The organism is Luteimonas rhizosphaerae (assembly GCF_002849595.1).
Lineage (GTDB): Bacteria > Pseudomonadota > Gammaproteobacteria > Xanthomonadales > Xanthomonadaceae > Luteimonas > Luteimonas cellulosilyticus.
Genome location: NZ_NRQR01000020.1, coordinates 94123 through 115694 on the forward strand (window position 1 = coordinate 94123; position 21572 = coordinate 115694).

Here is a 21572-nt window from a genome sequence, read left to right on the forward strand (position 1 = left end):
GGGTCACGCCGCTTCCGTCGACCGCGATGCGCTTCGGCGATCGCGATTGCGTGTCCAGCCCGCTGCGTCTGGCGATGTCGTGCGGCTCGCGGCAGGCATCGCGACGTGCGCCGGGCGATCGATCACACGCGAGTGGCGCGCGGCTCGATTCCGGACGCACGACGCGTGTCGCGCAACGTCAGTTCCTGGTCGCGGCAAGGGGCAACGCCGCAGTGCGCGCAGATCCCGCGGACACATGCGCGCGCCGCGCGCGCGGCTGGCCTCAATGGGCGATATCGATGAAGGTATTGAGCGACAGGCGTCCGTGGAGCGGATCCGGCGGCGGCACGCGGGCGTTGTCGATGCAGCCCGAATGCAGGGAATTGCGCCGGTAGACGATCAGGCGATTGAAGACGCCGTCGACGTCGGCGATGCGCTCGAACAGCGCGGTGTCGTCGCCGATGTAGCCGGCGCCGACCGCCTCGTCGTCACGGCTTTCCTGCGCGAGGCATTCGAAATACGCGGCGTGGCGCGTCTCGTCGATGGTCTCGAAGCCGCTGCGGCGATGCCGGTAGAACGCGGTGCCGCCCCAGTCGCCGCGGAACAGGTAGTGCACCGTGGCGAGGCCATCGCGCTGCACCGAATCGATGTGCGGAATCCGCTGCAGGAACGCGAGCTTCGCCGGCGGTAGCGCGACGAGCGAGTAATGGCACATCGGGAACACGAAACGGCCCGGCGCGATGCCGAAGCAGGACGGCAGCAGCGGGTTGAGCGTCGCTTCCAGGAAATGCCGGTACGACAGCGGTGCCGGCGCGCGCAGACCCGGGAACATCGACGCGGGTGTGGCGAAATGGCTGCTCGCCGCCTTGCGCACCAGCCGGTCCGGCTCGGCGACCAGCTGGTCGATGACCAGCAGCGGCGCGCCTTCCGCACCGATCGTGCGCCGGGTGACGCGGATCGCCGGGTGCGGGCTCAGCAACATGGCACGCCGCCGTCGCTCATGCCGGCTGCTGCACGCGGCGCGTGCCCCAGACTTCGGCCGGCGCCTTGCAATAGCGGTCGATGAAGGCCTGCTGCGACGGCAACTGCGCGGCCGCGCGCCCGATCGGCTCGCGGATGCCGCGCAGCAACCGGCGCAGATCGTCGTCGCCCAGCGCCCGCGCCAGCGGGTGCGCAGGCCCCGGCGCGATGCCCTGCCCCAGCAGTACGTGGGTCCACGAGTCGATGCGGAAGAGTTCGTCGGCGCCCTGCCACGCATGCGCGCGTTCGCGCCAGGCGCGCAGGCGGATGTCCAGCGAATCGGGCAGCGTCATCTCGCGGCATTCGACCCACATCGGTTCGTCGCGCCGGGTCGCGTGGTAGTGCAGCACGATGAAATCGCGTACGTGCTCCATCTCCGCGCGACTCACGTCGTTGAACAGGTCCACCAGCGCGGGCGAGATGCCGTCGAACGGGAACAGCTGGATCAGGCGCACCACGGCGCTGATCGTCAGGTGCAGGCTGGTCGACTCCAGCGGTTCGATGAAGCCGCTGGCGAGGCCCAGCGACACCACGTTCCCGTTCCATGCCTTGCGGCGGCGGCCGGTGCGGAACGGCACCAGCCACGGATCACGCAGCGGCGGCGCGCCCACATCGCGCAGCAGCTTGGCGTGCGCCTCGTCGTCGGACATGTGGCGACTGGAGAACACCAGGCCGCAGCCCACGCGATGCTGCAGCGGGATGTGCCAGCGCCAGCCCGCCTCGTGCGCGATGGCGCGCGTGTACGGGACCGGGGGGCCGACCGATTCGGTCTGCACCGCGACGGCGCGATCGCTGGGCAGCCAGCCGCTCCAGTCCTCGTAACCGGTCTGCAGGGTCTGCTCGATCAGCAGGCCGCGGAAGCCGGTGCAGTCGACGAACAGGTCGCCAGCCAGGCGCTGTCCGTCCTCGAGCACCAGCGCGTCGACGTCGCCGCTGTGCGCGTGGCGCACCACCTCGCGGATCTTGCCTTCGACGCGCGTCAGGCCGTGGCGCTCGGCGATGCGGCGCAGGAACTTCGCGTAGAGGCCGGCATCGAGGTGGTAGGCGTAGTTGACCTGTGGATCGGTGCCGAGGCCGAACTGGTCGCCGCGCGACGCGACGGTTTCCAGACAGAAATCGCCGAGCTCCGAGGTCATGCCGCGGCGCTGGCTGTCCAGCCAGAAATGGTGGAACGCGGCGGCCCAGGTGCCCTGCCCGGTGATGCCGAAGGGATGGATGTAGCGATCGCCGGGCCGGAGCCAGTTCTCGAACGAGATCGACAGCTTGAAGGTGCCAGCGACGGCGCGCAGGAATTCCTGCTCGTCGATCTGCAGGAAGCGGTGGAACGTGCGGATCGGCGGCACGGTGGATTCGCCGACGCCGACGGTGCCGATCTGCTCGGATTCCACCAGGGTGATGTCCAGCCGCTCCCTGAACTGGTGCGCGAGCGCGCACGCGGCGAGCCAGCCCGCGGTTCCGCCGCCGGCGATCACGACCTTGCGGACCTGGCCGGGCGATGTCGGTGTCTGTTGCATGTTGTTGCGCTCCTGCGCCGCTCAGCGGTTCAAGCGATTGATCAGCATCGCGCGGATGCGACGCGCCAGGGTGTCGTCGATCGGTCCCAGCACGTCGCGCGCCTGCGCGGGCAGGTGCGCACCGGCGCGTTCGCCGGGCCCGAACACGTAGTACTGGAACACGTGCGCCCAGGCGCGCTTCTCGCGTTCGGGCAGGTCGCGCAGCGTCCACAACGCATGGTGCAGCGCGGGCAGCGGCGACGACAGGAATGCCGGCGACTGCCGCCACCAGTAGTTCACCAGCACGTTGAACGGCGCGATGCTGCGCACGTGGTGCCACCACATGCTGGGAATGAAGACCGCATCGCCCGGCTCCAGACGCGCGGTCTGCGCCGTCGCCAGCGCCTCGCGGAAGCGCGGGTAGCGCGCGTCGTCGGGATCGGCGAAATCGACCAGGCTGACGACCTGCCCGCCCGGCGTCGGCTCCAGCGGCCCCGGGTAGAGGTTGTCGATCTGCTCGGGCGGAAACACGGTGAATTCCCGCGTCCCCACGGCGCAGACGGCCAGGTTGTCGGGCGCATCGAAATGGCAGGACGCGACGACGCGATTGCCGATCCAGATGCTCGGCGGCGCCTGCACGCCGCGCTCGGCCAGGCGCAGATCGTTGCCGGCCGCGAACCCGGGCAAGGCGCCGGCGACCGGCAGCGAGGCGACGTAATAGGTCGGCGGCCGGGCGTCGTCGAGATGCCGCGCGATCGCGTCTAGCACCTCGCCGAGCGCGCCGCGCCGGACTTCGAAATTGAGGGCGGTGAAGTCGTCGTTGTAGAACGGCCGTCCGCCGATCGCCGGCGCGCCGTAGGAATACGGCACCGGCCGGCCCGCGTCGAAGCCGCGCAGGTACGCCATGGCCGCGTCGGTCGACTCGCGGCCCGCCCGCACCAGGTCCCAGTCGGTCGCGACCCCCTTCAGCAGCGCCGGCGTGCCGTCGGCCAGCAGGGCCTCGAGCGGCAGCGAGGCCACGCCGCGGACGTCGAGGGTGCGCATCGTCGTCGCCGCGGCCACGCGATCAGCCCCGGCCGTGGGAGGTCGCGGCGTCCTGCTCGCGCAGGCGGCGCTGCTTTTCGGCCATCAGCCGGCGCACGTTGTGCAGCGAGGCCAGCACCAGGTACGCGCCTTCCAGATAACCGGCACGGTTCAACCGTTCCAGCGCGGCGCCGTCCAGCGCCGCCAGGCGATCGCGGTCGATTCCGTGCAGACCGCTGACGTCGACGCGATGGCGTTCGTCGAGTTCCACCGCCAGCGTCACCGGCTGGATCAGGCCCAGCGCGTCGAAGGCGGCGAACATCGCCGCGCCGAACGCGCTGCCGTCGCGGATGCCGCGCAGGATGCCGGCGATGTGCTCCAGATAGGGACTGTTGCCGCCCTGCGGCAGGAACACCGGCTCGCCGTCCGCGGCGTTGACGCGCGGATGCGCCACGTCGACATGGATCACCGGCTCCTGCCGGAGTTCGCCGTCGACGTGCTGCTCCTGGAAGCCGATCAGGAACGGGCCTTTCGCCGCGGCACCGGGAAGGTAGGCGGCGTTCCACCGCCCGTCGCGCAGGAACAGGTTCTCGCGCTGCTCGAACCCCAGCAGGGCGACCGATTCCCACTGCCCGTCCCCGCCCTTGCGGAAGAAGATCGGGTACTCGCGTTGCAGCTCGGCGTATTCGCTGGGAAACGCCGGCACCATGCCCACGTCGTCGCCGAACGCCGGACCGAAGCCGGTGGCGACGCGCAGATCGCGATGGGCCACGTTGTTGAGCAGTTCGTAACGCGCCATCACCTCTCCAGGCTGCAGCATCGACGCAGGTGCATGCGACTGCCGGGCAACATACTACGGACCGGACGCGGGCCGTCCAGGCGGCCCGGCGCCCTGCCGGCAGAGGCCGCTGCACCCGCAGCGACCCTGCCGGACGACACCCGAGGGGGAGGCATCGCGACGATCAGAACTTGTAGCGCACGCCCAGCATGTAGCGCGGGCTCTGGTCGGCCAGCTTCATGATCTGCTGCTCGGTGCGGGCGTACCAGCGCACGTCCTCACCGGTCAGGTTGATCACCTCGAAGCCGAACGACCAGTGGTCGTTGAGCGCGTAGTTCACGCTGAGGTCCCACTGGTCGTAGGCTTCGACGTAGTAGGGATTCCGGCTCGCGCCCTGGTTGGCGAGGATCAGGTACTCGTCGCGCCAGTTCCAGGCCAGACGCGCCGAGAAGCCGTACTTCTCGTACATCAGCATGGCGTTGGCGGTGTCGCTGAGTCCCGTCAGCGAGAACTGGTCGATGTTCGGATCGCCGGCGTTGTCGTAACCCACATCGCCCTGGACGATCGTGTAGTTGGCGAAGACGCCGAACCCGCTTTCGCCGAAGAAGTACTGGCCGCCCAGTTCCCAGCCGCGCAGCTTGGAATCGTTCTGGTTGACCGGCCGGTTGACGTTGAACTGGTACAGCGGATCCGCAGCCGTGCCGTAGAGGTCGTAGGCCGCCTCAGTGGCCAGCACCTGCGCGCCGGTGCCGTTGTACGCGGCCAGCCCCGCCGGATCGTTGCGCAACAGCGCCAGCGCCGTGAACAGCGAGGTGTCGTTGCCCGAGCACGCCGCCGCGTTGGCCGCGCCGACCTGGGCCACGCAAGCCGCGCTCTGCAGGAAGTCCAGCGCCGTCTGTGCATCCGGACCCGAGGTCGGATCGGTCAGGCCGTAGAGCGGTTCCTGGGTCACGGTGTTGCCGATGAAGTTGCCGACCGACTTGTGCCAGTAGGTCACCGACACGTAGCTCGCATCGGCGAAATACCACTCCAGTGCCAGGTCCAGGTTGTCGGATTCGAGCGGCTTCAGCGCCGGGTTCTGGGCGTTGCCGCTGGCGCGGACGGACGGATCCAGCAGGACCGAGCCGAAGGGCTGGGACGCGCCCGGGCCCGCGTAGAGGTTGCCGTAGGGCGCACGCGCGATACTGCGACCGAACGACGCGCGCCCCTTCAGCTGGTCGGTGAGATCGATGCTGAAATCCAGGTTCGGCAGGATGTAGCTGTAGCTCGCCGTCTCACTGAAGGGCTGCTGCTCGTCCGACAGCACGATCCGGAAATCGTTGTTGGACTGCCACTCGATCGCTTCGGGAATCGCGATGACCGAGGTCGAGACCACGTCCGTGGTCTCGTAGCGCACGCCGATGCGCGTATTGGTGCGCATGCCGCCCAGTTCGCCTTCGAGGTCGAGCTGCACGTACGCGGCATTGGTCTTCTCCTCGACGCGGTTGTCCGCCGCGTTCTGCGGACTCACGCCCAGGCCGATGCCGTACTGCCCCGCCGCCCACTCGGCCAGCGCGCCCGTGTCTCCGCGCCAGGCCGGCCAGCTGGTGATGTTGTAGTCGTCGAACAGCCCGACCAGATCGACCGGCTGCAGGAAGTCCATCAATCCGCCCGCCACGTCGCCATCGACGTTCGCCACGCCCCAGTCGCCGAGCGTCGAATAGGCTTCCGCGGCCTGCAGCCGATGGGTCGTCGCCTTGTTGCTGTCGATGCCGAACTGGAAGCGGCCCTCGTCGAAGCTCCACTCGCCGTCGATCCGCGCCTGCTTGATCTCGCTGACCTGGGTCTGGGCGTTGACGCGGAACACCTGCGAGCCGATCTCGCCCGCGACGAAGCCCGGATTGACGACGCCGTTGGTGCCGGCGACCGCATCGGCCGTCGTGGGATACCAGGTCTGCGTGCCGATCGGCAGGCCGTTGTTGAAGACGAGTTCCTGCACCCACGAGCCGCCGCAATGCGGGCCGGTCGTGCAGTTGTTGGTACCGGCGATGCTCATGAACGTCGAGCCGCCGCCGGTCTGCGGATCGTTCGGCTTGCTCTCGGTCTTGGAATTGTGCGCATCGAAGCTGAGGCGGAAGTCGCTGTTGACGTCCCACACCGCGTTGAAGCCCAGCGAGCCCAGCTTGTATTCCTGCATGCTGCGCTGCTGTTCGAGACCGAAGTCCTTGGTGCCGGCGATCTCGCGGATGTAGATCGGCGTCGCCACCGCGCCGGACGTGTCGAACTCGACGTCGGTGTAGTCGCTGTTCTGCAGCCACATCGCCTGCTCGCCGCGGTTCTCGGTGATCTCGTTGGTCGAGTAGGTGTAGTCGAGCGTCAGGCTCACGCTGTCGGTCGGTGCGAACTGGACGACGGCCTGGCCGTTGATGCGCTCGCGCTCGAACTCGGAGAATGCATAGCGCAGGTCGTTCGGGCGCGCATAGAGCTCGCCGATGCCCGGTGCGTTGACCACGTCCGGATCGCCCGGCATGGTCCCCGTCCACGGCTGGATGTTCCAGTAGTTCTCGGTCGCCTGCACCGAGCCGCCCTTGCGCTTCTGGTAGCTCGTGCTCAGGCCCACGCCGAAGGTCTTGTCGGGGTTGGTGTAGCTGAAGATGCCCGACAGCTCCGGCGTCAGGTCGTTCTCGAAGACCTGGCTGCGGTCGGAGACGACCTTGGCGCCGGCGCTGGCGACGATGCCCGAGTGGTTGAAGGGCCGGTCGGTGAGGATGTTGATCGTCGCGCCGATGCCGCCGCTGGGGACGTGCGCCTGGCTGGTCTTGTAGACCTCGATGCCGTTGATCGCTTCCGCCGCCAGCTGCGCGAAGTTGAATGCGCGCGTGCCGCCGTCGACGCCGCCTATCGCGACCTGCCCCGCCGCGCCGAACGCGTCCGCGCCCGGGATCTGGCGGCCGTTGAGCGTCACCATGTTGAACTGCGGACCGAAGCCGCGGGCCGTGACCTGCGCGCCCTCGCCGTCGCGGCGCTCGATCGAGATGCCGGTAATGCGCTGCAGGGATTCGGCGAGGTTGGTATCGGGGAATTTGCCGATGTCCTCTGCGCTGATCGCGTCGACGACACCCTGCGCTTCGCGCTTGGTCTCCATCGCCTGGTTGAGGCTGCTGCGCAGGCCGGTGACGACCACCGCGTCGAGTTCCGTCGCCTCGTCCGTGCTGGACGTCTGCGCGGCGGGCGCGCTCTGGCCGACCGGCGGCTGTTGCGGCTCCTGCGCGAAGGCAGGGTTGATGATCAGCACGCCGCCCACGAAGGTGAACATTGCCGTCGACTTCAAACGCTTGAACTTCTGCTTCATTTGGCCCGTCCTCAGCACCGAGATTCGAACGACCGCGAGCACGCTGCCCCCGGCACCCATTTCACTCTCCAGCGCCCCCTCGCAGCCGACCGCGATGCAACGCGGTCCACGCGGGACGCCGTCCCTCGAGTGTTCTTGAACCTCACTGGATCGTCGTTCCCGCGTTCGGGAACGATGCGTCGATGCGCCTTCGTCCGGACCCTGCGCACTGCCGTCGGCCGTACCGTTCGACGGATCCTGGTCCGGTGCGAGGCGCCCGATGGACGCCACGCACCGCACTTCGCACCCGCCGATCGCCCCTGTGTACCGCCGCCCCTGTGATAGCGCTAACACTCCACGGGTGCAGATGTATAGCGGTCCCACGGGTTTGTCACCGTGCAGTGCAGCAAACCAGACCCGGGCGAATGCGGTGTTTCCGGCAGTGCACGCGCCGCGTCCTCCACGGTCGCGCGCGGATCGCACGCGGCCCTGCGCGTCCCGGCTTCACCGCGAGCGTGACGTGCGGCGCGCAAGCTGCGCGCATGGCGCCACCCCGACGCTGCGAGACCCGCACGATGACCCGCGACACGCAGAACGAGGCGCGCACAACGGCCGCCATGCCACCGGCCGATCCGGAAGACGCCGACGTCCAGGAGAATCTCAAAGACACCTCCGACAGCGGCTTCTCGCTGTCGGGTGACGAGCACGTGGCGGTCGAGGAGAAAAGCCCGCCGCGCGCCGCGCTGCTGCACGAGATCATCCGGCGCAACGGGCAGGAAGAACTCCGGCGCGGCATGGCGGCGCTGGTGTGGTCGTCGCTGGCGGCGGGCCTGACGATGGGCTTCTCGTTCCTGGCGCGCGCGGTGCTGCACCGGCATCTGCAGGGCGTGCCCGCAGGCCCGCTGCTCGACGGCTTCGGTTACACCTTCGGCTTCCTCGCGGTGATCATCGCGCGCCAGCAGCTGTTCACCGAGAACACGCTGACCGGCGTGCTGCCGGTCATGACGTCACCCAGCTGGCGGCAATTCGGACGCCTGCTGCGGCTGTGGGGTGTCGTGCTGGCCGGCAATCTCGCCGGTGCGACGCTGTTCGCCGTCGGATTGCTGACCCTGCACCAGTTCGATCCCGCCACGCACGAGTCCTTCCGGAACATCGCCCGCGAGCTGATGCACAACACGCCGTTCGAGATGTTCAGCAAGGGCATCCTCGCCGGCTGGATCATCGCGATGATGGTCTGGATGATGGCCGCGACCGACCAGTCGCGGCTGGCGATCATCGTCATCTGCACCTACCTGATCGCGATCTGCGGCTTCACCCACATCATCGTCGGCTCGACCGAAGCGATGTATCTCGTGTTCGTCGGCGAGATTAGGTTCGCCGATGCCGTGCTGGGATTCGGCCTGCCGACGCTGGCCGGCAACGTGGTCGGCGGCAGCCTGATCTTCGCCCTCATCAGCCACGCCCAGGTGCGCAGCGACGCCAGCAGACCGGCAGCGCCGGACGCGAAGCGCTGAGCGCCGCGCGAATCGACCCGGTCGACGCCTCGTCCGCCAGCGTCCAGCGGGATCGGCCGCAGCAGCTTCGAATCGACGCGGCATGCGTCGCTGGGCTTCGAGGTGCGCACGACTGCGCACTCATTCCGGCGAAGGCGACGCCCCGTCGAAGCAGGCGATCAGCAGTTCCGTGAGCGCCCGCACCTTCCGCGCGGGGTGCGGGCTCGGCGGTCGCACGACGTAGATGCCCGCCGGCGGCGGCGGATACAGCGGCATCACCTCCACCAGCCGGCCGGCTGCGAGGTCGTCGGCGGTCATGCCGTCGGGCAGCCACGCGATGCCGAGTCCGGCGACGGCCGCAGCCACGAGCGCGGTGGCGTTGTCGGCCTTGAAGCGGCCACGCGGATGCACGGTGACGGTTCGGTCGCCGTCCAGGAAGCGCCAGGCTTCGGTGCCCTGCATCAGCGCCTCGTGCGCGGTGAGTTCGTCCGGCGTTTCGGGAGCGCCATGCGTGCGCACGTAGGCCGGGCTCGCCACCAGCTTTCCGTACAGCGGGCCGACGCGCCGCGCGATCAGGTTGGAATCCTCGAGATACCCCACCCGCACCGCGCAGTCGAAACCGTCGGCGACCAGATCGGCGAAACGATCGCTGTAGCAGGTATGGACGTGCAGATGCGGGTAGCGCACCGCCATCTGCGCGAACACGGGCGCGAAATGGGTCGGACCGAACGACAGCGGCGCGGCGATCCGCAGCCGGCCGCGCAGGTCGTCGCCCGGCAGGATCGTGTCCCGGGCCTGGTCGATCTCCTGGCAGGCCCGGGCCGCGTAGTCGCGGAACAGGCGGCCGGCCTCGGTCAGCGCCGCGCCGCGTGTGGTGCGCGCGAGCAACTGGATCCCCAGCGCGGCCTCGAGGCGGGCTAGGCGCCGGCTGACGATCGACTTCGACAGGCCGAGCCGGCGAGCGGCGGGCGACACGCCGCCGGCATCGGCGACCTCGACGAATGTCCGCAGATCCTCGATGTCCATCGTTCCCTCCCGATAACCCGACACAGTCTGGCACCGCCGTTTCCAGCGCGGCGTTGCGCATTCTGCGACACAGCTGGGCAGCGGACGGCGCTACCGGCCACCGCGTGCGGCTGACAAGGTTTCCCCTCCGGCGCGGCGCTCGATGCGAGCCACGCCGCGCGGAACGCCCACTCACCGCAGCACTCCACCAAGGATGTCGCCATGCCCTTCCGTAACGGCCTCGATTCCCTGCTCCGCCCCGAAGATTCGGTGCTGGTCCTGATCGACCACCAGCCCTACCAGCTCGCCAACCTCAACAGCCACGACCCGCACATGGTGGTCAACAACACGACGGCGCTGGCGAAATCCGCCAAGGCCTTCGGCGTGCCGACCATCCTCACCAGCGTCGTGGCCGAACGCGGTGGCGCGCTCTTTCCGCATGTCACCGACGTGTTCCCCGGCCAGGAGGTGATCGACCGGACCTTCATCAACACCTGGGAAGACAGGAAGGTGGTCGACGCGGTGAAGGCGACGGGCCGCAAGCAGCTGATCATCGCCGGCCTGTGGACCGAGGTCTGCGTGGCGATGCCGGTCATCCAGGCGCTCGGCGAAGGCTGGGACGTGACCGTGGTGACCGATGCGTCCGGTGGCACGTCGGTGGAGGCGCACGAGGTCGCCATCCAGCGCATGATCGCGGCCGGCGCCAACATGATGACCTGGCTGGCCGTCGCCGCCGAATGGCAGCGCGACTGGGCCCGCCCCGAACACGTCGCGGAGCTGACCGACGTGCTCAAGCAGCATTGCGCCGGCAGCGGCGTCGCCTATCTGTGGGAACAGCAACTGCTCAACACACCCGTGCCGGACGCGGCGGGCTGATCCATCGGGGATGCCGGCAGTCGATCGCGCCCCGCGGGTACGCGCTGCGCCGGTCGGGTTCCGGCATCCCGTTTCACGCCGACGGCCCGGAGGCCGGCGGCCGTCTCCGGGAACGAGCAGCGCGCCCCGCGCGCGGTCACGCCCACAACACGCATCGCCTGCGGTCGACACACCAAAGGCGATGCCCTGCACCACTCGCGAAGGAGGCAGTTGTCGATGCGCGCATTTCCGATCGGCATGGAACTGGACGTCACCTATCCGGAGTTCCGGGTCAGCCTCACGCTGCAGTCGGCATCGACGCTGCGGTTCCAGATCCAGGAGGGTCCCTACGCACGCACCGAAACCGTCGACATCCGTGTCGAGCCACTCGGCAACGGCCTCCTCGTCGTGAGCTGGCAGGAGCGCGACGGCGCGACCGTCGTCAATCTCCAGGACTTCGACCGCGGGGTAATCCACTCGTTCGCGACCCTGCCCGATGGCCGCTTCCTGCGGATGACCGGCACCTTCGAGGTCACGCGGGCGCCGGACCGCGCCGACGACGACCGTCCCACACGCAACAAGGCGCTCGTGCTCGAGGCGATGACGGCGCTGTTCCAGCGTCGCGATGCGTCCGCAGTCGAGCGTTTCTACGCACCCGACTATCGCCAGCACAACCCCGACATTCCCCAGGGACGGGATGCCCTGCGGGCTCTCGTCGCGGCGTTGCCGGACGCCGTGTACTACGAACCCGGCCTGGTCATCGCCGAGGGCGATCTCGTGGCCATCCATGGCCGTATCCGCGGCTGGGCGGAGACCCCGCAGGTGGTGGTCGATCTGTTCCGCATCGAAGGCGGCCGACTGGCCGAGCACTGGGACGTGCTGCAGGCAGAGGTGGCGTCCGATGCGACGCGCGGCGGCCTGTCGATGTTCGATCCCGACGAACGCGCGCTGCTTGAGCGCAACCGCATGCCGAGCCGGTGAGCGACGACCGATGCCGGCCGTACGCGACATGCTCGTGCGCGGTCGTTCCGGTGCGCGTCGACGCAACGCCGGATCAGGCCGGGCATCCCGCGCGTGCACGTCACGGCAGCAGATAGCCGGCGACGTCCTCCGCCTCGCGGTGTCCGTCGATGGCGAGAAGATCCTTGAGGATCGCCGTATGCCCCGCCCCGGCGACGACCAGCACGCGGCGACCCGGCATCGCGGCCCGCTGCACGTTGGCGTACATGCGGAAATTGCGATGCCACCAGCTGGCCGCGGCATCGGCGCCGGCGAAACCGTCGCCTGCACCGACGGCATTGGTGACGAGATAGAGATCCTTGTTCTCGCGGTCGCGCTCCGGATCGTTGGCCAGCCGCAGCAGCTCGGGCAGCGGCAGCGTCGACTGTTCTCGCGACCCGCGCGCCGACAGCGCTGCGAACATCGCGTCCATCGCCACCTTGCGCCCGGGTGCGTACGCGGCGATGTAGTCGAACATCGGACCGCTGTTCCAGTGCACGTCGCCCTCGTCGAAGCAGGTCACGCGCGCGAGGCCGGCCGCCTTTGCCACGCGGAATCCGATCTGTTGCGTCTCGTTGACCGTCAACGACGCGGCATCGACGCGGTAGGCGGCGAAGGCCGCGTCCTGGCGGGCCTGCGCCGACGGTTCGCATTCCACCAGGACATCCGTCGGACGGAACGCGGCGAGTCGCGTCGCGAGTCCCGCCAGATACGCCTGGTTCTGGTCGGTCGTGACGTCGATGACCTCCGACTTGACCACGTCCCGGCCGGGATTCGCGAAGTAGAAAACGCCCAGGAGCATCACCTTGGCCGGATCCGGCGCAGGTTCGCTGGCGTCCACGTGCGCGGCGAAGGCGCTCAGGCCCAGCAGGAAGGCGGCGACCGGCAGTCTTCGGGCCATGGGAGTCTCCCCTTGAGACACGTGCGCCGCGCGGCACGCGCGACGGCATCGGCTGCCACGCTAAGAGGCGGGCGGGACGGCCGCACGTGCCGGAAGTGACAGGCCGGCGTCCGGACGCCGGTGCACCGCTTCGGTTCCGACGCCGGGCCCGCGACGGCCATGGGATCCCCGGCGCTCACCACAACGCCGAATAGAAGAACCAGCCGCCCACGGCCGCCATGCCCAGCGCCAGCACGCGACGCACCGGCCGCACGCGGTCCGGTCGGGTCACTACCCGCCGCAGACGCCCGGCGCCGAACACCAGCGTGAGGTGCACCAGCGTCGCCACGCCCACGCTGATCGTGCCGAGCATCAGGATCTCGCGCAGCGGCGCCTCCGGCCCGGACAGGAACCGGGGCACGACGGTGAGGAAGAAGACCGCCGCCTTGGCGTTGAGCAGGTTGATGACGAGGCCCGCGACCAGCACCTGGTACAGCGTACGGCCGGCGCCGGTGGACGACCTTGCGTCGCCCGCATCGTGCCAGCCGCGCCACGCGAGCCACAGCATCATCATCCCCGCAGCCACGCCGATCCAGGTGCCGACGCCGGGCACCGTCACCAGCAGCGTGCTGAGACCCAGACCCGACAGCGCCGCATTGAGGGCGAGACCGATCGCCACGCCGGCCGTTGCCGCCAGCCCGGCGCGCCGGCCTTCGGCCAGCGTCAGCGAGACCAGCCACGCCATGTTCGGCCCGGGCGTGAGCTCGACCAGCAACACGGCAAGCGCAAAGCTCCATCCGTCCATCGCGCGTCCCCCGGACGCATGGCGGATGCATCCGGGTCGAGACTACCGGTTCCGGGTTTGCGACTCCGGGTAGACGGGAGGACGACCTCGCGTCCCTCGCCCGCGTGCGCGACTCAGGCCGCCATGCGTTCCGTGACGGGACGCCGGCGCAGCGCTGCCCGGCTGATCCATGGCGGCGTGTGCGCCGCGCCTTCCAGCGGGGCGACGTCGACACCCGGCGGCACGATCGTGTCGATACGGTCGAGCACCGCGTCGTCCAGCACGGTCCCGGTGCCGGCGAGCAGGTCGTCGAGCTGCGCCATGGTGCGCGGACCGATGATCGCGGCCGTCACCGCGGGATGCGCCAGCACGAAACCGAGCGCCAGCTGCGTCAGCGTCAGGCCGGCGCTGTCCGCCAACGGGATCAGGGCCTCCACCGCGTCCAGGCTGGCCGCGTCCGACATCGCCTTCGGAAAGAACGTCGCACGCAGCGACTCCGGGGTCGGCGCGCCCTTGCGGTACCTGCCCGTCAGCATGCCTTTCGCCAGCGGGCTCCAGGTCATCACGCCCATGCCGTAGCGCTGGCAGGCCGGCAGCACCTCGCGTTCGATCGAGCGGTTGAGGATCGAATACGGCGGCTGCTCGGTGCGGAAGCGCGCCAGCCCGCGACGCTCGGCGGTCCATTGCGCCGCGACGATGTCCGACGCGGGCACGGTCGAGGCGCCGAACGCGAGGATCTTGCCCGCCCGCATCAGGTCGGTCAGCACGGACAGCGCCTCCTCCACGTCGGTGTCCGGCGCCAGACGATGGATCTGGTAGACGTCGATCCGGTCGGTCTGCAGTCGTCGCAGCGAATCCTCCACAGCGCGCGTGATCCAGCGCCGCGAATGGCCGCGCATGTTCGGGTCCTCCCCCATCGGCAGCGCCGCCTTGGTCGCGAGCACGACGCCGTCGCGCCTGCCCTGCAGCGCCTTGCCGACGATCACTTCCGAGTCGCCCTGGCTGTAGGCGTCGGCCGTGTCGACGAAGTTGATGCCGGCATCGAGGGCCTTGTGCACGATGCGCACGCAGTCGTCCTGATCGGCATTGGCCAGCCGGCCGAACATCATCGTGCCCAGGCAATACGGGCTGACCTGGAGGCCGGTGCCACCGAGCGGTCGATATTTCATGCGGAGCTCCTGAAATGGGCGAAGGCGCCCCGGACCGTGCACACTGCACAACCGGAACGTTCGTCCATTTATACGGAACAACGTTCCGCTTATCAACTTGGAAGGTGGCATGGTGAAACAACGCGGCAATCCGCCCGACCCCGCGGACGCCCTGCAGCGACCGCTGCGGGCCGACGCACGTCGCAACGTGGACGCGCTCTTCCAGGCGGCGTTGACCGTGTTCGCGAACCAAGGCGTGGACGCGCCGATGCGGATGATCGCGGCCGAAGCCGGCGTCGGCGTCGGCACGCTCTATCGACACTTTCCGCAGCGCTCCGATCTGATCCGCGCGCTGATCAACCGCGAGGTCGACAGCTGCGTGGCCGCAGCGACGCGTGCCGACAAGGCGCAAGCGCCCGGCGACGCGCTCGCCGCCTGGGTGCAGCGTCTCGTCGATCTCGCCGCGACCAAGCGCGGACTGGGTCCGGCCCTGCACTCGGGCGACCCGGCCTACCAGTCGCTGCCGCACTACGTGCTCGGCCAGCTCGCGCCCGCGCTGCAGGGCCTGCTGGATGCCGCCGCCGCCGCCGGCGAGATCCGCGCCGGCATGGACGCGCGCGAACTGGTGCTGGCCACCCTGCGCCTCGCGTCGCCGGCCAGCAACGGCGATGTCGCGGAGGCACGCCGGATGGTGGCGCTGCTGTTCGATGGCCTGCGGGTCGGCGCGACGGGACGGGCGCACGCGGGCTGACTTGCAGCGCGGCGGCGTCGACGCCGAAACGTGCAATCCGGCGCCACGATTCCCGTCGGGCGCGACACCGCTCGCGACCGGTGGTGCGATCCGCAGCGTCGGTCGCTACCCCGCGATGCGCACCCGCTCGTTCCCGTTGCGCACCGAGGCGAACACCGCATCGAGCACGCGCATGTCGCGCAGGCCTTCCTCGCCCGGTGCGCGCGGCGGCCGGCCTTCGAGAATGGCGAGCGCATCCTGGTCCATCTGCTCGGCCTGCATGCGCGGGCGTTCGCCGAGCTGCGCCGGAAACCGCGTGCCGTCGCTGGCGCGGCCGACATTGCCGTCGTAGGACTGGAAGGGCGACAGCCGGTACCAACCGCGTTCGCAGTCGACCTGCAGGGTATTGAGGTTGCGGCCGAAACTGGTGACGCATTCGGCGACGATGTCGTCCGGAAACTCGAGCGTGAAGCGCGTGGTCTCGTCGACGCCACGGAAGATCTCGCGACGCGCGGTCTCGTCCCAGGCGCGCACGGCGACCGGTTCGAGCCCGGTGCTGTAACGCGCGGCGTTCACGCTGTAGACGCCCATGTCGTACATCGCACCGCCTCCGCGCGCAGGATCGAGCCGCCACGCCTCGTCGGCGCCCTGCCGCCAGCCGAACCAGCCCGCATCGGCGCGCACCTGCACGATGCGTCCGAACGGACGCGCCTGCGCCATCGCCATGAAGCGCCGCGTGTTCGGCTCGTGCTGCATGCGGTAGCCAATGGCGAGCTGCACCCGGTTGTCACGGCAGGCCTGGATCATCGCCTCGCCTTCGCCTGCGTCCATCGCCATCGGCTTCTCGCACCAGACGTGCTTGCCGGCATCGGCCGCGATCAGCGTCAGCGGCTTGTGCAGATGGTTCGGCGTGACGACGTAGACGACGTCGATGTCGGGGTTGTCGGCGATACGGTGGAAGTCGTCGTAGCTGTAGACGTTGGCGTCGGGGATGCCGTACGTCTCCTGCCACGCCGGCACCTTCTGCGGCGAACCGGTGACCAGACCGGCGAGGCGGCAGTGCCGGGTCAGCTGCAGCGCGGGTGCGAGCAGATCACGGCTGTAGCCGCCCAGACCGACGAGGGCGACGCCGAGGCGACGCGCGGGCGGCGTGGCCGCGAAACTTCGCGGCAGCACCGCCGCCGCGCCGGCGAGCGCCAGGGACTGCAGCACGCGGCGGCGGGAAATGCCATTCGACCAGCGGTTCGGGTCCATGTCGCCTCCGTCGATGTGGGAAGCGCCGATCCTAGCAGCGAGTCCGTGGGTGGCCGAGGCGCGCGTCGTGTCGTCAGGCCGGTTGCGATTCCAACGTCCCAGGGGCCCAGACCAGCCCGGACGCGCGAGGCGGCGCGCCGTCCTGCCTTGCAGTTTCCAGCCGCAGCTGTGCAATGCATTGCGCCTGCGCCCCCGACGCCCCCTGAAAACCCAGGCGAAACGAAACGCTGCCTCGACGTCGACGTTTCGGCTGCCTACCTGGTGCAAACGCGGCAGCGCGGCGCCGACCTCGACGGTCCCACTAGGGATCACCCCATCTGTTGCGCCACCCGGACTGCTGCAAGCATGTCTCCATCTGCACACGCTCGGAACAACGCCATGCACAGCATCCAGCTCATCCCAGATGCCGGCGGTCCCTCGTCGACGTCCCAGACCTGCGGCTCCGTCGATGTCAATCAGGCGGTCGACAACGTCATCGACTCCTATGGCCGAGGCGAGGCGACGCGTGTTCTTCTCGATGAGCTGGCCAACTGCTGCTCGCCCGAAGACGCGCAGGCAATCCTCGACGAACTCCAGCGGCGCGAGCCGGAAGACTGGACCAGCATCGTCAATACCGGCGCGATTTCGGAGCTGGAGGGCAGCGGGTATCCCGCCAGCGGCCTGACGCTCCTGGGCGATGCGATCGCCGCCAAGCACGCGGAAGGCTCGCTCAGCGGGGACGAACTGTTCGGCGTGTTCGGCATGGGACTGGCCTCGTTCGGCCCCGCCGAAGAACGCGGCGCGCAGATGCTCTTCGGCGCATCCAACAGTCAGGCCATGCAGGATTTCGAGGATGCAATGGCTGGCATGGCAATGGACATACTGGCGGGCGCCGATCGCTACAGCGCATCGCACGGGACCGATTCCACTGTGACCGGCTGGGCGAACAACGTGATCGCCGGACTGGGTGGGGATGCGCTGAGCAGACAGGCCCTCTATTCGGCGTATTCGTCGCCCGATCGAACCGCCGTCGAACGCCAACACATCCGGGAACTGCTGGCCGACAAGGATGCCGTCGGCTATGCCGCAGGCTCACCGGATGCGCTGGGCGGCCTCATCATCGCGGTGGCCGAATCCGGCAGTGGCGGTACCGGCCTCGCCGTCGAAATGGCCAATTGGGCCGGCGACAACCCTGCGTATTTCGCCGAGAACGATGTCTTCTCCCAGCGGATCTCGGACCCGCGCACCGAAGCGCTGTCGCGCTTGCTGATCAGCCACTCGGACGCGATCTTCAATGACCTCACCGACGGGTACGAGAATGCCGGCCAGTACGCAGCAGACGACAGCCGACGATTGGGCTTCCTGCTCGGCGTGACCGCATTCAATCCGGACAACCTGTTCGGCGAGGCGGTCGCGGCGAAACTCGACGCCTACACCCAGACGCAGGCCGACGTCGTCGGTGCCGATCCCGAGTCCGTCGATGCGCAGGCCGCCCTCGGACGTCTCGAAATCCTCTCGCCCTCCCTGCTGATCGCCCAGGCGCTGCCGTTCCTGGGGAATCTCGAATCGAACGAGGCACGTGTCGACGGGATCCTGCGCATCCTCGATACGGTGGTCACCGTCGGCAGTCTTGTTCCCGCGGGTCGATTCGGCGACTTTCTGTTCGATCTTTACGGCACGGTGGAAGGCTTGAGCGACTCCCAGATCGAGTCGGGACTGCAGGATTATCTCACCCAGGTGATGTCCGGCTCGCCCGAGGAGATCGAGGCCGGATTGCAGGAGCTTGCCACGATGGTCGATGAAGGCATCCAGGCCGAGTACGGAGACAACCCGGTGGTGGCGGGCGCGATGTCGCGCCGTGTCGAGGACACGCTTTACGACATGTTGCTCGCCATCTCCCATAACGACGTGGCGGGTTATCTGGAAACGCATCAGGACGGATGAAGGCGCGTGGCGTAACGCGCCAAGCCTGCGCGGGCGCTCCGCATCGTGGCGGTTCTTGAAGGCCGCTCAGAACCTGGAGGCGGTGTGGCGATCAGCACCTGCACAGCGTTGCAGCGCCTGTTTCGAAGGGTTACCCGCGCTGGTGCTCGACATGCGCGTCCGGCGCGATGCCCGTCGGCACCGGATGATCCGCGACGTCACCTGCCCCGTCGTCCGGCCTGCCCGCCGCGGCAGCAACTTCCTCGTCGCGGAAGGCGCCGGCGATGCGGATGATCTCGTCTTCGATCGCGAAGAAGGCATCGAGCACCACGGGGTCGAACGTCGTCCCGCGCAGCTGGCGCATCATCGCCATCGCCTGCGCGTGCGGAAACGGGGGCTTGTAGCAGCGGCGGTTGACCAGCGCATCGTAGATGTCGGCGACGGCCATGATCCGGCCCGACAGCGGAATCGCCTGGCCCTGCAGGCCGGCCGGATAGCCCGACCCGTCCCACTTCTCGTGATGGGTCGCGGCGATCTCGGCGGCGACGGACAGGAAGTTGTCGCCCTCGATGTGCCGGGAGGTGCTGAGGATGATCGTCCGGCCGAACTCCGCATGCCGGCGCATGACCACCCATTCCTCCTGGGTGAGCGGGCCCGGCTTGAGCAGGATGTGGTCGGGCACGCCGACCTTGCCGATGTCGTGCAGCGGCGCCGACAGGAACAGCAGGTCGATGTGCTCGTCGGTCAGGATGTCGGCGTACTGGCCGGTATCGCGCAGGCGCCGGGCGATGGCGCGCACGTAGTGCTGGGTGCGCTTGATGTGTGCGCCGGTCTCGGGATCGCGCGTTTCGGCGACCGCCGACATCGATTCGATCGTGACCTGCCGCGCGTTTTCGAGCTGCTTGCGCCAGCGTCGCGCATGGCGCTGCTGCAGCACGTACCGGGTTGCGAAGGCCGCCAGCAGCACGGTCACTGCGACCAGCGCGGGGGCCGCGACCGGCAGCACCAGACCCTGATACGCAATGCCCGCGAACGCCAGCGCGCCCAATGCCAGCACGACAGCCAGTGTGGTCGCGCCCACCGTCCACAGACTGCGCCGCGCCACCAGCAGACCGCCCTGCATCGCCGCGACCAGCACGCCGAGCACCAGCGCCGCGAGGCCGCCCCACTCCGGCGTGCGCAGCGTGCGGCCGTCGAGGATGTTCTGCACCAGCGCCGATTGCACCTTCGCGCCGGAGAACACCGGACTCATCGCCGTCCGGTGCCGGTCGCTGAGCCCCACCGCCGACGAGCCGATGACGACCACCTTGCCGCGCAGGTCCTGCGCCACATGCCGCCCGGCCAGCACGTCCACCGCCGCGACGCTGGGATAGCGCGCCGGCGGGCCGTCGAAACGCAGCAGCGCGTGTCCCCGGCGATCGACCGGCACCACGTGCGGTCCGATCACGAGTGATGCGCCATCGCGACCGGCGACCACGCGCCCGGACGACACGTCCAGCGCCCGCATCGTCGTCGCCAGCGCGAGGCTCGGCTGCAGCACGCCGCGATATTCGACGAGCAGCGGCAGGCGCCGCAGCACGCCGTCATCGTCGACGCCCATGTTCACGAACCCGCTGACCCGGGTCTGCGATGCGATCGACCCGACGTTGTCGAGCACGCCGTGCGCGCGGTCGAGGTCCAGCGCGTCCAGCGCGCCGTCGAACCCCACGCCGGGACGCGCCGGCGCGGTCTCGCCGGTGGCGTGGTCGAAATAGAAATAGCGCGCCCCGACCACATCGGCCTGCGCCATCGCGTGGCCCAGGTAGCCGTCGTTGTCCAGCAGGCCGTCCGGTACGCCGGTGATCGCCACGTCGATGCCGAAATCGCGCTGGAAGGTCTTCCGGATATCCGCCAGCGACGCGCGATCCGCCTCGGGCAGGAGAATGTCCAGCGCGATGGCGGCGGGCCGCTCGGCCGCGATGCGTTCGACCAGCGCCGCGAGCCGGTAGCGCGGCCAGGGCCACTGGCCGACCGCCGACAGGCTCACGTCGTCGATGTCGACGACGACGGTGTCGGACGCCGGCACGCCATCGGCGGTGGCCCGCATCAGCCCGTCGAGCACGGCGTTGTCGAGACGCGCGATCGGCGCGACCCGCAGCATGCCACCGAGACCGATGACCAGCGCGATCAGCACGCCGGCCACCAGCAACAGCACGCCCTGACGCCGGCGAGGAACGACCGCCGCGCCGGGCGGCGGCGCGGGCAGGCCTAACCCGGACATCTGGCGTGCGTGACGTGGCGCCGGGGCCGCATGACCGCCGCCGTCACAGGATCAGGATTTCCGCGCGCCGGTTGCGCGGCTCGGGCACGCCCGGCGCCGTCGGCACCAGCGGCGACTTGTCGCCGAACCAGTCCATCTGCACGGGCAACGCCGGATCGATCTTCCGCAACATTGCCGCGACGGCCCGCGCGCGTTCGGCCGACAACGACAGGTTGTAAGCGGGCGCGCCGGCGGAATCTGCATATCCGAAGACCGTCACCTCGGTCGGCAAGCGGCCGCGCACCGCCGCCAGCACCTCGGGCAGCTTCTGCCTGGATTCGGGCGTGAGCTCCATGCTGTCGAACAGGAAATTCAGCACGAAGCTCAGCGGCGGCTCGGGTTGCGCATCCAGCAGCGCCCGGTGGCGCGTCTCGAAGGCCTCGCGCGTGTCCGACCTCGCCAGCGTGGGCGCGGTCGTCGCGTCGGCCTCGACGCGGCCATAGGCCTGGTCGAGCCGTTGCTGCCCGTACGCATTGCCGACCAGCACCGCGCCGACGCGCCCGTCCTGGTCGGGCAGCAGCGTCACCCGGGTCGGCGCGGCGGAACAGGCCGACAGCAGCGCGGCCAGCGACAGCAGCGCGACCGCACGCCATCCCGCGCACCCTCGGACCGTCGCCACG

General features: G+C 69.3%; 17 protein-coding genes. 5 read left to right on the forward strand and 12 right to left on the reverse strand.

Going from position 1 to position 21572, the window contains the following annotated elements; all coding sequences use genetic code 11:
* Positions 1-262: 262 nt before the first annotated feature.
* The 5 genes from CJ022_RS09960 to CJ022_RS09980 form a co-directional block, all read right to left on the reverse strand.
* Positions 263-961 (reverse strand): DUF6445 family protein, encoded by a 699-nt coding sequence (locus CJ022_RS09960; RefSeq protein ID WP_101926499.1) that lies wholly within the window; start codon positions 959-961, stop codon positions 263-265.
* A 16-nt stretch (positions 962-977) separates the two neighbouring features.
* On the reverse strand, positions 978-2513 hold the full coding sequence (locus tag CJ022_RS09965) for a tryptophan halogenase family protein (RefSeq protein ID WP_101926500.1): 1536 nt from the start codon (positions 2511-2513) through the stop codon (positions 978-980).
* 21 nt (positions 2514-2534) lie between these two features.
* Entirely contained in the window at positions 2535-3536 is a 1002-nt protein-coding gene (locus tag CJ022_RS09970; RefSeq protein WP_101926683.1) for a cupin-like domain-containing protein, read from the reverse strand.
* Positions 3537-3558: 22 nt separating this feature from the next.
* A complete protein-coding gene (locus tag CJ022_RS09975) occupies positions 3559-4314 on the reverse strand; it encodes a SapC family protein (RefSeq protein ID WP_101926501.1) in 756 nt (251 codons plus the stop codon).
* 163 nt (positions 4315-4477) lie between these two features.
* Positions 4478-7624, reverse strand: a complete 3147-nt coding sequence (locus CJ022_RS09980) for a TonB-dependent receptor (RefSeq protein ID WP_101926502.1) — start codon at positions 7622-7624, stop codon at positions 4478-4480.
* Between the two features lie 521 nt (positions 7625-8145).
* On the opposite strand from CJ022_RS09980, the gene CJ022_RS09985 reads away from it, so the two are divergent.
* A complete protein-coding gene (locus CJ022_RS09985) occupies positions 8146-9117 on the forward strand; it encodes a formate/nitrite transporter family protein (protein WP_233198688.1) in 972 nt (323 codons plus the stop codon).
* Positions 9118-9237: 120 nt separating this feature from the next.
* On the opposite strand, the gene CJ022_RS09990 is transcribed toward CJ022_RS09985, so the two are convergent.
* On the reverse strand, positions 9238-10122 hold the full coding sequence (locus CJ022_RS09990) for a LysR family transcriptional regulator (protein ID WP_101926503.1): 885 nt from the start codon (positions 10120-10122) through the stop codon (positions 9238-9240).
* Positions 10123-10323: 201 nt separating this feature from the next.
* Between CJ022_RS09990 and CJ022_RS09995 the strand changes: the two genes are divergently transcribed.
* Both CJ022_RS09995 and CJ022_RS17530 read left to right on the forward strand, forming a co-directional pair.
* Positions 10324-10977, forward strand: a complete 654-nt coding sequence (locus tag CJ022_RS09995) for a hydrolase (RefSeq protein WP_101926504.1) — start codon at positions 10324-10326, stop codon at positions 10975-10977.
* Between the two features lie 216 nt (positions 10978-11193).
* Positions 11194-11937 (forward strand): nuclear transport factor 2 family protein, encoded by a 744-nt coding sequence (locus CJ022_RS17530; protein WP_233198689.1) that lies wholly within the window; start codon positions 11194-11196, stop codon positions 11935-11937.
* A gap of 100 nt (positions 11938-12037) precedes the next feature.
* On the opposite strand, the gene CJ022_RS10005 is transcribed toward CJ022_RS17530, so the two are convergent.
* From CJ022_RS10005 to CJ022_RS10015, 3 genes are all read right to left on the reverse strand, one after another.
* Positions 12038-12856, reverse strand: coding sequence for a DUF5694 domain-containing protein (locus CJ022_RS10005; RefSeq protein ID WP_101926505.1), 819 nt, complete (start codon positions 12854-12856; stop codon positions 12038-12040).
* Positions 12857-13031: 175 nt separating this feature from the next.
* Positions 13032-13640 carry a LysE family translocator gene (locus CJ022_RS10010; protein WP_101926506.1) on the reverse strand — a complete coding sequence of 203 codons (609 nt, stop codon included), beginning with the start codon at positions 13638-13640 and terminating at the stop codon, positions 13032-13034.
* 113 nt (positions 13641-13753) lie between these two features.
* The gene (locus CJ022_RS10015; RefSeq protein WP_101926507.1) at positions 13754-14788 is read right to left on the reverse strand and encodes an aldo/keto reductase; all 1035 of its coding nucleotides are present in this window, start codon (positions 14786-14788) and stop codon (positions 13754-13756) included.
* A 109-nt stretch (positions 14789-14897) separates the two neighbouring features.
* On the opposite strand from CJ022_RS10015, the gene CJ022_RS10020 reads away from it, so the two are divergent.
* Positions 14898-15518 carry a TetR/AcrR family transcriptional regulator gene (locus CJ022_RS10020; protein ID WP_101926508.1) on the forward strand — a complete coding sequence of 207 codons (621 nt, stop codon included), beginning with the start codon at positions 14898-14900 and terminating at the stop codon, positions 15516-15518.
* Positions 15519-15623: 105 nt separating this feature from the next.
* Here the strand turns inward: CJ022_RS10020 and CJ022_RS10025 are convergent, their stop codons facing one another.
* Positions 15624-16751 (reverse strand): Gfo/Idh/MocA family protein, encoded by a 1128-nt coding sequence (locus tag CJ022_RS10025; protein WP_101926509.1) that lies wholly within the window; start codon positions 16749-16751, stop codon positions 15624-15626.
* Positions 16752-17129: 378 nt separating this feature from the next.
* Between CJ022_RS10025 and CJ022_RS10030 the strand changes: the two genes are divergently transcribed.
* The gene (locus CJ022_RS10030; protein WP_101926510.1) at positions 17130-18674 is read left to right on the forward strand and encodes a hypothetical protein; all 1545 of its coding nucleotides are present in this window, start codon (positions 17130-17132) and stop codon (positions 18672-18674) included.
* Between the two features lie 130 nt (positions 18675-18804).
* Here the strand turns inward: CJ022_RS10030 and CJ022_RS10035 are convergent, their stop codons facing one another.
* Positions 18805-20913, reverse strand: a complete 2109-nt coding sequence (locus tag CJ022_RS10035; RefSeq protein ID WP_101926511.1) for a CHASE2 domain-containing protein — start codon at positions 20911-20913, stop codon at positions 18805-18807.
* Between the two features lie 43 nt (positions 20914-20956).
* Entirely contained in the window at positions 20957-21571 is a 615-nt protein-coding gene (locus CJ022_RS10040) for an OmpA family protein (protein ID WP_199171492.1), read from the reverse strand.
* Position 21572 lies beyond the last annotated feature (1 nt).